General features: G+C 44.1%; 11 protein-coding genes. 7 read left to right on the top strand and 4 right to left on the bottom strand.

The window, feature by feature from the left end:
* Positions 1–209: 209 nt before the first annotated feature.
* From AAEY79_RS01040 to AAEY79_RS01060, 5 genes are all read left to right on the top strand, one after another.
* Complete coding sequence (locus AAEY79_RS01040) at positions 210–1,070, top strand: DsbC family protein (RefSeq protein ID WP_201575832.1); 861 nt, start codon at positions 210–212, stop codon at positions 1,068–1,070.
* Positions 1,071–1,388: 318 nt separating this feature from the next.
* The gene (locus tag AAEY79_RS01045; RefSeq protein ID WP_025651716.1) at positions 1,389–2,750 is read left to right on the top strand and encodes a homoserine dehydrogenase; all 1,362 of its coding nucleotides are present in this window, start codon (positions 1,389–1,391) and stop codon (positions 2,748–2,750) included.
* A gap of 214 nt (positions 2,751–2,964) precedes the next feature.
* Positions 2,965–4,146: a thiolase family protein gene (locus AAEY79_RS01050; protein ID WP_352286858.1), complete on the top strand. Its 1,182-nt coding sequence runs from the start codon at positions 2,965–2,967 to the stop codon at positions 4,144–4,146.
* Between the two features lie 471 nt (positions 4,147–4,617).
* Positions 4,618–5,466 carry a PRC and DUF2382 domain-containing protein gene (locus AAEY79_RS01055; protein ID WP_352286861.1) on the top strand — a complete coding sequence of 283 codons (849 nt, stop codon included), beginning with the start codon at positions 4,618–4,620 and terminating at the stop codon, positions 5,464–5,466.
* A 499-nt stretch (positions 5,467–5,965) separates the two neighbouring features.
* Entirely contained in the window at positions 5,966–6,577 is a 612-nt protein-coding gene (locus tag AAEY79_RS01060) for a YsnF/AvaK domain-containing protein (RefSeq protein WP_101210793.1), read from the top strand.
* 126 nt (positions 6,578–6,703) lie between these two features.
* Here AAEY79_RS01060 and AAEY79_RS01065 read toward each other — a convergent pair whose 3' ends face one another.
* A complete protein-coding gene (locus tag AAEY79_RS01065) occupies positions 6,704–7,237 on the bottom strand; it encodes a hypothetical protein (protein ID WP_201631714.1) in 534 nt (177 codons plus the stop codon).
* A gap of 324 nt (positions 7,238–7,561) precedes the next feature.
* Complete coding sequence (secA, locus tag AAEY79_RS01070; RefSeq protein WP_352286865.1) at positions 7,562–10,366, bottom strand: preprotein translocase subunit SecA; 2,805 nt, start codon at positions 10,364–10,366, stop codon at positions 7,562–7,564.
* A gap of 401 nt (positions 10,367–10,767) precedes the next feature.
* Between secA and mutS the strand changes: the two genes are divergently transcribed.
* A complete protein-coding gene (gene mutS / locus AAEY79_RS01075) occupies positions 10,768–13,911 on the top strand; it encodes a DNA mismatch repair protein MutS (RefSeq protein ID WP_352286868.1) in 3,144 nt (1,047 codons plus the stop codon).
* A gap of 97 nt (positions 13,912–14,008) precedes the next feature.
* Positions 14,009–14,332, top strand: coding sequence for a ferredoxin FdxA (gene fdxA, locus AAEY79_RS01080; RefSeq protein ID WP_025651725.1), 324 nt, complete (start codon positions 14,009–14,011; stop codon positions 14,330–14,332).
* Positions 14,333–14,421: 89 nt separating this feature from the next.
* On the opposite strand, the gene AAEY79_RS01085 is transcribed toward fdxA, so the two are convergent.
* Together AAEY79_RS01085 and AAEY79_RS01090 are read right to left on the bottom strand one after the other, a co-directional pair.
* Positions 14,422–14,871 carry a pilin gene (locus AAEY79_RS01085; protein WP_025651726.1) on the bottom strand — a complete coding sequence of 150 codons (450 nt, stop codon included), beginning with the start codon at positions 14,869–14,871 and terminating at the stop codon, positions 14,422–14,424.
* Between the two features lie 113 nt (positions 14,872–14,984).
* A complete protein-coding gene (locus AAEY79_RS01090) occupies positions 14,985–15,497 on the bottom strand; it encodes a pilin (RefSeq protein WP_352286871.1) in 513 nt (170 codons plus the stop codon).
* Positions 15,498–15,547: the final 50 nt, after the last annotated feature.

The raw sequence follows: 15,547 nt of genomic DNA on the forward strand, positions 1-15,547 counted from the left end.
GTATAAAAATAGCCTTTAGAGGTTATTAAAAAAATTATGTTAATATAGCGTATATGATTACTTATCCTTTATGATTGATAAATGCGATAAAACCAGCCAATGTCGCCCTTCTTACCACACGACCTACTCGTCATGATGGGTCAGAGACCATACAAAGCCCTTTTATTATGAACCCTTTATTAGGCGTGACTGCCTAAAGGAAACACCCTATGTCCTTCTCTCCTTTTTCGAAAGCCGTGCTGACTGCTGCTAATTTTTCACGCAACCATTTATCTCGGGTCATGATGAGTGCCTTATTGGTCATCGTCGCGGCTGGCTGCTCAAACAATGCCGCCGATGCCACCAGTACTAATGCTAGCGTGGTTAATAGCTCTCAAGCCAAAACCAGCACTGCCCCAATCACGACTGAAAGCGACGCTGCTGTGGTTAAAGCACTACAAGCCAACTTAAACGCCTCTGGCATTGAAGAAAAAATCATCTCCGCCGTGCCGACTGATATGGATGATATCTATTGGGTCACCGCTGAAGGGCTGCCTGCTTTTTTTACCGACAAATCCGGCAAGCATATTATTCAAGGGCAAATCATTGCGGTTGGTGACGCTGCCCCCGTCGATATTAGCGCCGCCTTAGTCGCTGGTACTGCGCAAGAAGCGCTAACAGCCGTCGATAAAAGCGAGATGATTATTTATCCTGCAAAAGGTGAAACCAAGGCTGTGGTCTACGCCTTTACCGATGCTGACTGTGGCTATTGTCGTAAGCTGCATTCAGAGATGAATGACATCAATGCACGCGGTATCGAGGTACGTTATCTCGCATGGCCACGTAGTCAAGAATCAGTGCCTAAAATGGAGGCGATTTGGTGCAGTGAGGATCGCAATGCTGCCATGAATCAGGCCAAAATAGGCGCAGATATCCAAGGGCCTAGCTGTAGCAATCCGGTGCAAGAGCATATGGCATTGGGCGCAAGACTTGGTGTGCGTGGTACGCCAGCGATATTTACTGAAGCAGGCGAACAAGTAGGTGGTTATCTCCCAGCCGCCGAGTTGGCTCAAGCAGTTGGTGCTATCTAAGCGAACGCAGGCTATTGAACGTAAGCTACTGAATTAAACGCGAGCGATTGATTCAGTAGCTGTTATATATTTTTGATATTGTTGACCACAGCGACATTGAGTAGACGTCACAAGCGCTTGTCGGTATGATACGATAAAGCGCAAGGCAACATCAGCCACATACTTTTTTATCTAAGCATTTTTTATCCCACTATAGTGAAGCAATGGCAAGACTGACATTAGGAAGATGAGCGCAGACCGTACGTTTAGTACCGTAAGCGCATCTGATACCGTAACAGCTGGTCATTGCTGCACTATATTTAACCTTTTGAGGATACTGTGAGCAACTCCATCAAACTAGCGATACTTGGTCTGGGCACCGTCGGAACGGGCGTGATCAACTTAATCAATGATAATTTAGATGAGCTAAAACGCCGTAGTGGACGCGATATTATTATTACCGAAGTCGGTACGCGCCGTCAGCGTGATGATATCGATCCCGATATTATGCAAAACAGTGATTTGATGGCCATTGCTGCCAGTGACAATGTCGATATCGTCATCGAAGTGATCGGCGGTACTACCCTCGCAAAAGACGTCATCATGCACGCCATCAAAAACGGCAAACATGTGGTGACAGCAAATAAAGCCTTGTTGGCTGAGCACGGCAATGAGATTTTTGCTTTCGCTGAAGCCAATAATGTCCACGTCGCTTATGAAGCGGCGGTCGCAGGTGGTATTCCAATCATCAAAGTGATGCGTGAAGCATTGGCTGCTAATAAAATCAATTGGTTGGCGGGTATCATTAATGGTACTGGCAACTTTATCATGACCGAAATGCGCGATAAAGGTCGTCCGTTTGCAGACGTGCTGAGTGAGGCGCAAGAGCTGGGTTATGCCGAAGCAGATCCTACTTTTGATGTCGAAGGCATTGATGCAGCGCACAAACTGGCCCTCCTCGCCTCGATTGCTTTTGGTATTCCGCTACAGTTTGATAAAGTCTACTGTGAAGGCATTACTGGTATCACCCTACAAGACGTCAACTATGCCGAAGAGCTTGGTTATCGTATCAAACACTTAGGCTTTGCGGTGCGCCGTGATAGCGGAGGCAGCAATGGCGACGATGCAGGTATTGAGCTACGCGTTCACCCCACACTGATTCCTCAAGATGCGCTACTAGCAAATGTGAATGGCGTAAAAAATGCGGTGTTGGTCAATTCGCACCCGCTTGGGCAGACGCTATATTGTGGTGATGGCGCTGGCGCTGGTGCTACGGCGTCTGCAGTAATGGCAGATGTGATGGACTTGGTTCGGGTGTTGGGCAGCAAGGACAACGACGATCAAAGCAACAGTAATCAAAACAACCACGGCCACCATGTGCCGCACTTAGCTTTTATTCCTGAACAACTATCAGATACGCCTATCTTGCGTGCTGAGCAGATGATCACGGGCTATTATTTACGCGTTCATGCTTTTGACAATCCTGGCGTATTGGCTGATATCACTCGTATACTTAGCGATGCCGGTATCAACATCGATGCTATTTTACAAAAGCCTGCCCATAAGCTGGGTCAAGTACCCGTCATTATCTTGACGCTACCAGTGGTCGAGAGTCAGATGAATCTGGCCATTGAAAAAATTGAAAAGCTAAACACCATTACCGATAAAGTGGTTCGCATTCGTTTGGATGAGCTTGCTTAAGTTAGAAGCTTATCACTGGTTTTTAATAATGGCTGATTTTAGTCTTTTAAGACTTTGCTATAGATAATACTGTAGTCACATTCATGAGCCATTGTTTTAACCTTGAATAAAATCCAGCCGTACTTATATTATCGTTAACAGAAATGATTTTAGTCGCGTTTTTTTGTTTAAACACACAGATTTTTATTAAAACAAATGAAAAGGAACAACAATAATGTCAAATGATGCAATTGTAATTTTAAACGGCGCACGTACCCCAATGGGCGGCTTCCAAGGCGCTTTAAAAGACGTCAGTGCAACCGACCTAGGCGCAACAGCCATTAAAGCCGCTGTTGCTCGCTCTGGTGTTAGCGCGGACAAGATTGACGAAGTAATTATGGGCTGTATCTTAACAGCGGGTTTGGGTCAAGGCCCTGCGCGTCAAGCCATGCGTAAAGCGGGTCTATCTGATGCCACCGGCGCTGTCACTATCAATAAGCTTTGTGGTTCAGGTCTAAAAGCTGTGATGCAAGCACATGATGGCATCAAAGCGGGCAGCTTCGATGTCGCAGTTGCGGGCGGCATGGAATCCATGACCAATGCTCCTTATATTATGCCAGGCGCACGTGGTGGCTATCGTATGGGCCATAAAGAAGTCAAGGATCATATGTTCCTAGACGGCTTAGAAGATGCCGAAACGGGTAAACTAATGGGTCAGTTCGCCCAAGAAATGGCCATTGAAAAAGGCTATACCCGTGAGCAAATGGATAACTTTGCCATTGAGTCGCTGAATCGCGCCCTCACTGCTATTAAAGACGATCATTTCAAAAATGAGATTGAACCCGTTACTTTTGAGACGCGTAAAGGCGAGCAAACCGTCGACACCGATGAACAGCCCAGTCTTGCCAATGCAGAGCGCATTCCTACGTTGCGCCCAGCCTTTGCTAAAGATGGTACGATTACCGCCGCCAATGCTAGCTCAATCTCAGATGGCGCTGCTGCTGTCGTAGTTATGAAAGAGTCGCAAGCAAAATCTGAAGGCCTTGATTATCAAGCACGTATTGTGGCAACGGCTTCGAACTCGCGTCATCCAAGCGAATTTACCATTGCACCTATTGGCGCAATCGAAAAAGTATTAGCCGGTGCAGGCTGGTCAGTAGCCGATGTTGATCTATGGGAAATCAATGAAGCCTTTGCGATGGTGACCATGGCTGCAATGGATGAGCTAAACATTGAGCATGCCAAAGTAAACATTGAAGGCGGTGCTTGTGCCCTTGGCCATCCAGTTGGCTGCTCTGGCGCACGTATCCTAATTACCCTGATCAACTCTTTACAGCGTACTGGCGGTAAGAAAGGCGTTGCCACCCTATGTATCGGTGGCGGTGAAGCAGTAGCCGTGGCTATCGAACTGCCTTAATTATCGATTGGTAAAACTAAGCTTCATTACTTAAAAGAGAATTAGATTATTTAGAAGACAGTCAGGTTATTTAAAAGCAGACTGTAATTAAAATTCTAATGCTTCGCTTTATAAAACCGCATTGCTTAGCGCTCTGCGGTTTTTTTATACGTAACATTTCTTGAAAACGGATTGTGTTCTTTTCGGTAAGAAATCTTTAACTCAAATATATATATCTGTCGTTCCCTTTACAGCCTCTTACACGCAATTACTTCAAGCTCACACTTTGCTACCTTGCTTATATATCTCATCCGAAATCGTGATGTTAGGATAATTACAAGTTGATGTAGAGATTGCTTAACACAGCTTGTTACAGCACTTGATTTAGATAGAGCAATGAAATTTTCATAAAAATAACGAATCACTGTTTTATAACAATTTAGCTTTATAACAGAACCATTAATCATTTACTCATACAAAAGGAAGATAATAATGAGCCAACTAATTCGTTTAAAAGACATCCAAGCTACCCACCGTGATCTTATTGGTGATGACTATTATGACCCAACAGGCAAAACAGCCTACGGTGTTAATGAAGAAAAAATCGGTAAAATCGAGGGCGCATTAGTAGAAGATACGACTGGTCGTATTCGCTACTTAATTGTTGACGCTGGAGGCTGGTTTAGCTCAAAAGAAGTATTAGTACCAGCAGGTTTAGCACGTATCGTTGGTGATGATGTATTCTTTGATAGTTTAACGCAAGCACAAGTAGAAGCGATGGACGTCTATGACCATGATTATCAGTACAGCTATAAAGAGCAGTACGAAAAAGATCGCCAATCATTCGTTGCTGACAGTGTGCCAACTGCAGAACGTATGGAAATTGCGGAGCACAACTACGAAGCCCCAAACAAGTTAGAGCTATTAGAAGAGCGTTTGACTGTTAACAAAGATCGTATCGTCGCAGGGCTAGTAAAAGTCGGTAAGCATGTCGTGACCGAAGAACGTAATGTAGATGTTGAACTAGAAGAAGAGCATGCCAACATCGAGCGTACCAATGTTGACCGCCCTACTGATCGTCATATCGGTGATGTGAATGGCAATGAAAGCATCGAAGTAGAGCTCTCAGCAGAACGTGCCCGCGTTGGTAAAGAAACCTACGTTTCTGAAGAAGTGAACGTTGGTAAAACAACTGAGCGTCATACTGAGACTATCGTTGAGACCATTCAGCGTGAAGAGCTAGATATTGACCGTGATGGTAATGTGGTTGATCGTGAAGGCAATATTGTCGACCGTGACGGTATCACTGCTGAAGATGTACGCCGCGCCCGTGGCATGTAACTTGTGGCACACAATATACAAAAATGATCACTTGATGCTGAAAACTAGATTCATTAAGTAGATAAGCATTAAATGGCTGTTAATAGCAGCTAAATATGTCATTCAGTTAATAAAGATCAGAGTTTCTCTCTGGTCTTTTTTTATGTCAGTGCGTGTCATCATTTAGATCGTGAGGCTTAAAATGAGGAAAATTGCAGCCAAACAAGGAATGAATTGCCATAAATATGAACATATCGACAAGATTTCTGACGATGTTTGGCTAAATTTAGCCATTTTAAGACCATTAAATGTATCAATGTGCTAATTGATGACACATCCTAACTCATATTTTTATAATTCAGCGTACTTTGTGGCGAGTTTTATAATGACGACAAGTTGTATAATCAAGTTAACAGTAATTGATAACCCTGATGTTTTATAATCATTAAGAAACCTTTAATGAAAAAGAAATCTTTAATAAAATATTTTTGAAATCTATTTAATAATAAGGAAGATTAAGATGACAGCCAATAATAATAATGAAACCCTAACAACCGATACCAATCCGCCTATTGCTGATCATAGTGCTGAAAACAAACTTCCTGCTCCTGAACATGATAGAGAGCCATTGGCTACCTTGAATCAAAAAGCCAATGGCGGGCGTTTAGAGTTACTGGAAGAACGTCCTGTCGTTAACAAAGAACGCTTGGATGTGGGTAAGGTCACGGTCACTAAGCACTCTCGAACCAAGACGATACAAGTGCCAATTGAGTTGGTAGAAGAATATATTACCGTCCGCACCGAATATAATGATGCCGAAAGTCAGGATTTACTGTCAGGCAATTACGATGATAAGGACATACTGCGCCATGTTGAACCATCGCTCGACAGCAAGGCGGTCGTGACTATCAATGGCAAGCAAGTTGAAATCGGTGATGCGCCCATTGAGATTATCTTATCGCGTCAAGTAGCGACCATCACTAAAGACACCTATGTCATTCAAGAAGTCGATGTCAACAAGAGTACCCACACCCATACTGACAATATCGAAGTCACGCTTAAGCATGAAGAGCTAGACGTGACAGAGGAAGGGTTTTTGGAACATGAGCGCAGCCCTATTCAAAAGAAATAGACCGTTAATAAAAAATTGATATCAGCAATACCGTCGCGTTTTTAGGATATTTTGACTATAACTCAAAAATCAGATATAAAAAAAGCAACGACAACGTTGCTTTTTTCTTGATTGCTTGCTTATTGATTATGATGTTTTCTTACATTCATAAGTGTTCACATTAGCGGCATCTGCACCTGCTGTGCGCATCACGCCCGTTTCACGCGCTTCGTGTGCCACACGCCACTGCACAAAACCTTCTCCACCATCCATAGCAGTCTTTGCTTCAAAAACTTCAGGATTGCTAGCGTCATTGGTTTTCATCAAGGTTGTTGTGCCTTGAGCGGTAGCAATGACCACTTGGTTATCGGTATCTTTATAAGTTGCTGTAACTTGCAACTCAGGAGCACACAGATAGTTTATCTGCGTCACCCCACCGTTCACCGAAGCAACAGTATCATCCTCTACCTCACTGGCTGACGCATCTTGTGGAGCGACTATCACATTATTGGGCTCGGCAGGTTCGGCAGACATAGGAACAGATTGCTCTTCACTTATATTGTCTTCTAGGCTCTGCTCAGGCTCTTGCTTTTGTTGACAGGCTCCAACCGTTAGAGCACCGGCCAATAAACCTGTCATCACAACAGAGGTACGCAACTGTTTTAATAATTCTACATTCATAATACGCTCCCAAATAAATATGTTAAACACTATAGCGTGTCCATAAATTCACGCCTATGCTGAATTTGTAAACAATCGCTACAAAGCCATTGCTTATTGTTTGAATAATTAACTGAATAGTCTTATCCACTTAGCAAGTATAGTCAATGAAAAGTAATATCGAACCATCATACAGTGCTGCTATTGTCGCGTTTTTAGGAGATTGTGACTATACTTTTCATAAGCGTTAAAAAAAGCCCTCATCTATGTTAGATGAGGGCTTGTTACGACCATTGAAAACGCTTTTAGGACGGCTTACTTATCCCTAATGGTAACGCTTTAGCTTTAGATTTTGCCGTGGCATTGCTTATATTTAAGTCCCGAACCACAAGGGCAAGGTGCGTTACGGCTGATATTCATACCAGCGTATGGATTCGGCTCATCACCGATTCTAAAGTTGCGATCCGCATTATTACCAGCACCTATCCCTGCCGCGCCGCTATTAGGGTTCCGGTTTTGTGGTTGCCCCTGCTCTGCTGCATTATTGTCCGCATTGCTATCTAAGTTGTCGATATCATCATGCTCGAATTGCATGCGCATATGCGCAGCATTCTCACGTTGCTGCGTTTCTAATGCCGCCAGCTCTTCTTTGGTCGGGATATGGACACGTGATAAATCTTGTACCGTCTCTGACTTAATCGCCCCTAGCATCATTTGGAATAACTCAAACGATTCCCGCTTATATTCTTGCTCAGGGTTTTTTTGCGCATAACCACGCAGATGGATACCTTTGCGCAGCTGATCCATTTGCGTCAAATGTTCTTTCCAGTGCTTGTCTAGGCTTTGCAGCATAAAGTGACGCTCAAGCTGGGCGGCATCTTTTTCACCCATTTGCTCACGGCGACCATGATAATGATCCAGTGCTGTCTGAATGATTTTGGCGCGTAGCCCTTCTTCATCTAGGCGGCGATCTTCATCTAGCCAATCATTAATCGGCATTGATATCTTAAACTCATCCTCAAGCTCATCTTCCAATCCATCAACATTCCATTGGTCATCGATAGAACCTGGTGGGATAAATTGGCTAATCATGGCGTTATAGACTTCATGATGCATGACTTCAATGGCCTCTAACAGATCCATATCTGCGAGCAAATCATCGCGCTGACCATAGATCACTTTACGCTGCTCATTGGCAACATCATCATACTTGAGGAGATTTTTACGCGCATCAAAATCGCGGCTCTCAACTTTACCTTGCGCGTTTTCGATCGATTTGGAGACCATTTTGTGCTCAATGGCTTCGTCTTCTTTGAGTCCCATGGCGCGCATCATATTGACAACGCGGTCACCGGCGAAGATACGCATCAAGTCATCTTCGAGCGATAAGAAGAAGCGCGACATGCCAGGGTCACCTTGACGACCGGCACGACCACGTAGCTGATTATCAATACGGCGTGATTCATGGCGCTCAGAACCAATGATATGCAAACCACCAGCCGCAACGACTTGGTCATGTTTGACTTGCCATTCTGCCTTCAAGCGTTTCATCTCTTCTGGGCTGACCGAATCAATGTCTTCGATAAACGACTGCCAGTTACCACCAAGGATAATATCAGTACCACGACCGGCCATGTTGGTGGCGATGGTGACCGATTTTGGGCTACCAGCCTGCGCGATAATCTCGGCTTCACGCTCATGCTGCTTGGCATTTAGGACGTTATGCTTGACGCCTTCTTGATCCAGTAAGTACGACAATTCTTCGCTGGCTTCAATCGTCGCCGTACCAACCAATACTGGCGCACCTTTGGCTTGAATCTCTTTAATCTCACGAATGATGCCTTTATATTTTCCTAATTTGGTCAAGAAAATCTGGTCATCCATATCGATACGCGCAATGGGCTCGTGCGTTGGAATCACGATGACGTCTAGGTCATACGTTGATTTGAACTCTGCCGCTTCGGTATCAGCCGTACCGGTCATACCAGACAATTTGTCATAGAGACGGAAATAGTTCTGGAATGTGGTGGTTGCCAGCGTTTGGTTCTCCGCTTGAATCTCGACGTTTTCTTTGGCTTCGACCGCTTGATGCAGCCCTTCTGACCAACGACGACCGGGCATGGTACGACCGGTGTTTTCATCAACGATGACCACTTCGCCATCATCGACGATATAATGGACGTTTTTGACAAATACATGATGGGCGCGGATGGCTGCTTGGACGTGTGCCAATAACGGCAAACGGCTTGGGCTATATAAACTTTCGTTTTCGCCCAGCTCGCCCACTTCGATTAGGAAACGCTCAATTTTTTCATAGCCCTTTTCGCTAATCTCGATCTGACGGTTCTTTTCATCAATCCAAAAATCTTCTTCTTCGTTATTCTTATTAGCTTCTTCATCTTTTGAACGAATTAGCACCGGAATAATAGTATTAATCAATGCATACATACGTGAAGAATCTTCGGCTTGACCCGAAATAATCAGCGGCGTACGCGCCTCATCGATTAAGATAGAGTCAATTTCATCGATAATACAAAAGTTTAATGAGCGCTGCTTTTTTTCGCCTAAACTAAACACCATGTTATCGCGTAGATAATCAAAGCCATATTCGTTATTGGTACCGTAGGTGATATCCGCTTGATAGGCGTCGATTTTTTCTTGAGGTGGTTGTTGTGAATAAATCACGCCAACCGTCATTCCCAAAAAGCCAAACAACGGACGGTTCAATTCCGCATCACGGGCGGCCAAATAATCGTTGACCGTGACCAGATGGACGCCTTTGCCACTGATAGCGTTGAGATACATCGCCAAGGTACCCATCAAGGTTTTACCTTCACCGGTTTTCATCTCAGCAATTTTGCCTTCGTGCAAAGTGAGACCACCGATCAGCTGCACATCGTAGTGGCGCATGCCATTGACGCGTAGCGATGCCTCGCGGCAAACCGCAAACGCTTCCGGTAATAATGCATCTAAGCTTTCACCATTTTGGTGTCTTGCTTTAAACTCTTCGGTTTTTTGTTGTAATTGCTCATCAGACAGGGCTTGTATCGTCGCCTCATGTGCGTTGATCTTGCTGACCACTTTGCGCATGCGTTTTAATTCGCGGTCATTTTTGGTGCCAACCACACTGCCTATAATCTTTGATAACATAATTTTTTGACCTATGGAAATATTCGATAATTAGTACGCATGACAGCGCTTTACTCGCTGCTTATTCATTATTTGGCTGATTACGGTTTCATTTAAGGCAGTCCAATAAACGATTGCCTAATAACTTTATAATAAAATCTTGCCTAATGAAGTATCGCCCAATTAAGTGTGCCGTCATTATATATGGTTATGACGATGATGGATACAAGGGCAATGAGTAGATATTTGCCGACGTAAAAACGTTGTAGGACGTGTTAAAATAGCGCTTATGGCTTTAAATTATTTAGCTTTTTAATCACCTCATTTAACGGCATGATTTGCTCACTATCCTTAACTATTTATTATTATAAAAACACTTATTTCGCCCACAGTAAACTCATAAGAACCAAAAGAGACTCTGCATGACCGCTAAGCCGTCCGCTCAAAATCCTCATTCAGCTGAACCGTTAGTCATAGGCGATGCCATCTATCATTTGGCAGACCATACGCCGATGATGGTGCAATATCTAACCATGAAAGCCAATTATCCGCAAGCACTGCTGCTGTACCGGATGGGTGACTTTTATGAATTATTTTTTGATGATGCCAAACGTGCCGCGCAAATCTTAGACATTACCTTGACCCGCCGCGGTACCGATAAAGCTGGTAATACTATTGCGATGGCAGGCGTGCCCTTTCATGCCGCTGACAGCTATATGGCGCGGCTGATTGCGGCTGGGCAGACAGTGGTTGTTTGTGAGCAAGTTGACGAGTCAGCTACTGGCACTAGCAGCCCGTCCAATACACCGACAATGGGCGAGAAGCAAAAGAAAGATAAAAGTAAATCGGCAGCTGGCACTATCATGCGCCGTGAAGTGGTAAAAACCCTGACCGCTGGTACGATTACTGATGACGCCTTAATTGCGCCCAATCACACCCCGACCGTGGTTGCTATTGATATTGCTATGCCTAAAGGCAACAGCAACCAACCTTTGCAAGCCGCAATCAGTCAAATGGATTTAGCGGCTGGCACGTTGACAACTCAAAGCCTGACAGCACATAACGATGATATCGAACGCTTACAAACTCAAATGCTGACGGTGCTCGCACGCTTTGCCCCGAGTGAATGTATCATTAGCGAGGCACTCAGTCATAGCGATGTAAATAGTAGTGGTAATGGCGAAGATTGGTTGACATGGCTACGGCAAAATCTTGATTGCCCTATCATCGAAGTCGCTGCCAATGACTTTCATCGTGAGCATGCCAGCGCAACCCTTTGTCAGCAGTTTGAGGTACAACGCCTCGATGGTCTAGGAATTAGCGATGCCACGCTTAGCCAGTCTAGCTGTGCCGCCCTTATTCATTATGCACGGCAAACCCAACAGCGCCATGTGCCACAAGTTAACCAGCTTATCGTCGAGTACAGCGATGACTATCTAATCATTGATGCCAATAGTCAGCAAAATCTTGAACTGTTTACCCCCGTCAGCAGCAATGGAACGTCGCTGATATCCGTGCTCAATCACTGTCAGACGCCGATGGGACGTCGTTTATTGGTGCAGCAAATGAAGCGTCCACTACGTCAGCATGCACGTATCAATTTGCGCTTAGAGGCGATAGCCAACCTTTTACAGACAGACAGTCAATCGGATGAAAACAAACAGCTTAAGCAAAATTTAGAAAAACATTCATTGGTCAGCAATTTACGCGAAACCTTAAATGCTATCGGTGATATTGAGCGTATCAGTAGCCGTATCGGGCTGATGAGCGCTAAGCCGCGTGACCTGCGTAAGCTTGCTGATGGTATTGCTAGCAGCGCCCAGCTCACTACTCTACTGATAAATGCAGGTATCAGCCATGAGCAGGCAGGACTGTTGCCCATGCTGATGCAGCAATTGCCTGCGCAGTTACCTGCGGTGCAATCAGTCGCTGAGCTGATTGAGCGCGCTATTATCGCAGAACCGCCCGCGCATATTCGTGATGGCGGCATGCTAGCCGCAGGTTTTGATGCAGAGTTTGATCGCTTAACCCATCTGCATGATAATATCCAAGTGACCTTGGATAAGATGGTAGAGCGCGCGCGTCAAGAGAGTCAGTTACCGAGTCTAAAAGTAGGCTTTAATAAAGTTAGCGGCTTTTATTTTGAATTGCCCAAAATGCAGGCGAAGAATGCACCAGCGCATTTTATCCGGCGGCAAACCCTGAAAAGCAGTGAGCGCTTTATCACCGATGAGCTAAAAGAAGTCGAGACCGAATATCTAAGTGCGCAAAGCTTAGCATTGACTCGTGAAAAACAGCTATATCACGAACTATTGACATTATTAAGCAGCCATTTAGCGGAACTACAACAGCTAAGCGCGGCTATTGCGCAAATAGATGTGCTTAGTAATTGGGCGCAACTTGCGATCACTTATCACTGGCAGCGCCCAGTCATGAGTAACGACTTAAAAGACGCTAGCGGGTTAGAAAACAATCATTCAAAAAGTGGCTTGAATAATAACAACCAAACCAGTATCGATATTCAACAAGGTCGCCATATCGTCGTCGAAGCGGCATTAAATCAAGCGAACGCGAACAATCGGAACGGCGCTGCATCAAGTACAAATTATTTTGTCGCGAACGACTGCGTGCTGGGTAGTGCCCATGTTGATGACGCTGAAAAAGGACATCCTGAAAGACTGCTCCTCATCACTGGCCCTAACATGGGCGGCAAATCTACTTATATGCGCCAAACTGCGCTGATCGTCTTGCTCGCTCATTGCGGTAGCTTTGTCCCAGCATCTAGTGCGCATATCGGTGATATCGACCGTATCTTTACTCGTATTGGCTCAGCTGATGATTTAGCAGGCGGTAAATCAACCTTTATGGTTGAGATGATTGAAACCGCTAACATTCTTAATCAAGCGACCAATAAGTCACTCGTATTGATGGATGAAGTCGGACGCGGTACGGCGACGACTGACGGTCTCGCAATCGCCCACGCTTGCGTCAATCGCTTGGTCGAGATTGGCTGCCTGACATTATTTGCCACCCATTATTTTGAACTGACAAAATTGGCGCAGAGTACAAATTACGCTGAAAGCAGCCATGCCAATATTCGTAATGTCCATGTCGCCGCTAGTGAAGTCGATGGCCAATTATTGCTATTGCATCAAATACGTGAGGGCGCTGCCAGCTCTAGCTTTGGACTACACGTGGCAAAAATGGCGGGGATTCCTACTCAGGTATTAAATGATGCCAAGCGCTACCTAGTAGACAACTTGAAAGTAGACAACTTGAAAATAAATAGCGTAAAAACAGAAAACGAAAAAGTTGCAATCGATAAAGTTGATGACAAAAATGACTTAGCTAAGTCAGTAAAGGATAAACGCCAGCAGGCTTATAATGACGAGGCAGAAAAAGAAAATGGCAGCAGTAATAGCCAAACTAGAACTACGAATAATAATCCACAGCAAAATCAGCTATTTAGCTTGCAAGATGAGCTTAACGCTATTAACCCTGACAACCTAACACCCAAACAAGCGCATGATTTGATCTATCATTTGAAAAAAATCATTAGTCATTAAAGGGAATTGTCAAATCGTAGTAAAGGCGCTAAAATACGCTTTATTTTCGACTATTCTATTTAGCCAAAAGCCAAATCAATAACAGGTAGACCTCACTATGACCTTTGTCGTTACAGATAACTGCATTCTTTGCAAATACACCGACTGTGTGGAAGTCTGTCCTGTGGACTGCTTTTATGAAGGCCCGAACTTCCTCGTCATCGATCCTGATGAATGCATCGACTGCGCGCTATGCGAGCCAGAATGCCCTGCAAATGCAATCTTCTCAGAAGATGAAGTGCCTAAAGGACAAGAGATATTCATTGAGCTCAATGCTGATTTGGCACAAAAATGGCCAAACATCACAGAGATGAAGCCGCCAATGCCAGAAGCGGAAAAGTGGGATGGTGTAGAAGGTAAGATTCAGTATTTAGAGAGATAGGTAATACGTTAAGATAACTCCAATATACTGAACCAATAAAAAACCACCTAATGGCGATATGCTGTTAGGTGGTTTTTTATTCGCTCATTTTACTGGCAATTTTGAGGCAAATAAGACTTTGATATACCAGTAGACACTGTACAGTCCCATTTACCGTTTGCTGTTAAATTAAGACTTATCTGCTCATTTGATAGATAACTGAGGTTTTGAATATGACAGGTAACAGCATTAGGTGTTGCAGTGTCTATATTAGGCGGTATCACATTAAACTGACAATAATTCGAACTTCCTGCCAGATTTAATCCAGCAGGACTAAAATCAGTCACTCCTGACCCTTCATTCATCAACATCTGATACGGCGTTCGAAAACTATTAATTTCTTGATAAATAGTCATTACCTGCGTTTTTCGTACATGTGTCTGATAACTAGCCATACTAATCGCTGCTAAAATACTGATAATAGCAACAATAACCATCATTTCGATTAGCGTAAACCCTGACTGTGATAGCGAAACGCGGTTTTTATTCGATGACTCCATATCAAATAACCTCTTACGTTATAGACTCTTAATGTACTCGTTGTACTAACACGTATTTTGGATATAAAAAAAGCCAAACATCATGCTTGGCTTTTTTCATTCTAGCGGGTCTATTAAGTGATTGGAGTCAGTGATGTGTCAATAGCACATGATTTATTTTCAAACTTCTCATCTACGTTACTAACACACTTCCAAGTACCATTCGCATCACGAACAAGTTGTACTTGTTTACCGTTAATACCTGGGTTACCACTATTGAATGTAACCTCGATAACACCTGCACCGTTTCCAGTATCGTCAATCTTAACAGTACCAAATGATGGGCTAACGATGCCTAAATCCTGAGGTGTTTCACCACGTACAGCAGGTACCTGCACAACTTGTCCATTTTCCGTTTTTGTTGTTGCCGCTTTAGCCTCAGTTGTACCATCTGGAAACTCACCATACTCCATAACGTACTCTTCTAAACCAGTTTTATTGGCTGTTATGGTAGATACTGCTGCTGCGATATTGGCACGGCCAACATAGTTCTGATACTGAGGAATAGCGATCGCAGCTAGAATACCGATAATAGCAACAACGATCATTAGTTCGATTAGGGTAAAACCTTTTTGTGCAGTGTTCATAAGAACTCCTTTAGGGGTATATAAAGATAGCTGGCTATTAGCGCATTTTA

Source organism: Psychrobacter sp. GW64-MNA-CIBAN-0177 (genome assembly GCF_040309585.1).
Lineage (GTDB): Bacteria > Pseudomonadota > Gammaproteobacteria > Pseudomonadales > Moraxellaceae > Psychrobacter > Psychrobacter okhotskensis.

Coding starts and splice junctions, on each gene's coding strand:
- AAEY79_RS01040 (WP_201575832.1), top strand. CDS start 210: ATGTCCTTCTCTCCTTTTTCGAAAGCCGTGCTGACTGCTGCTAATTTT.
- AAEY79_RS01050 (WP_352286858.1), top strand. CDS start 2,965: ATGTCAAATGATGCAATTGTAATTTTAAACGGCGCACGTACCCCAATG.
- AAEY79_RS01055 (WP_352286861.1), top strand. CDS start 4,618: ATGAGCCAACTAATTCGTTTAAAAGACATCCAAGCTACCCACCGTGAT.
- AAEY79_RS01060 (WP_101210793.1), top strand. CDS start 5,966: ATGACAGCCAATAATAATAATGAAACCCTAACAACCGATACCAATCCG.
- AAEY79_RS01065 (WP_201631714.1), bottom strand. CDS start 7,237: ATGAATGTAGAATTATTAAAACAGTTGCGTACCTCTGTTGTGATGACA.
- secA (WP_352286865.1), bottom strand. CDS start 10,366: ATGTTATCAAAGATTATAGGCAGTGTGGTTGGCACCAAAAATGACCGC.
- mutS (WP_352286868.1), top strand. CDS start 10,768: ATGACCGCTAAGCCGTCCGCTCAAAATCCTCATTCAGCTGAACCGTTA.
- fdxA (WP_025651725.1), top strand. CDS start 14,009: ATGACCTTTGTCGTTACAGATAACTGCATTCTTTGCAAATACACCGAC.
- AAEY79_RS01085 (WP_025651726.1), bottom strand. CDS start 14,871: ATGGAGTCATCGAATAAAAACCGCGTTTCGCTATCACAGTCAGGGTTT.
- AAEY79_RS01090 (WP_352286871.1), bottom strand. CDS start 15,497: ATGAACACTGCACAAAAAGGTTTTACCCTAATCGAACTAATGATCGTT.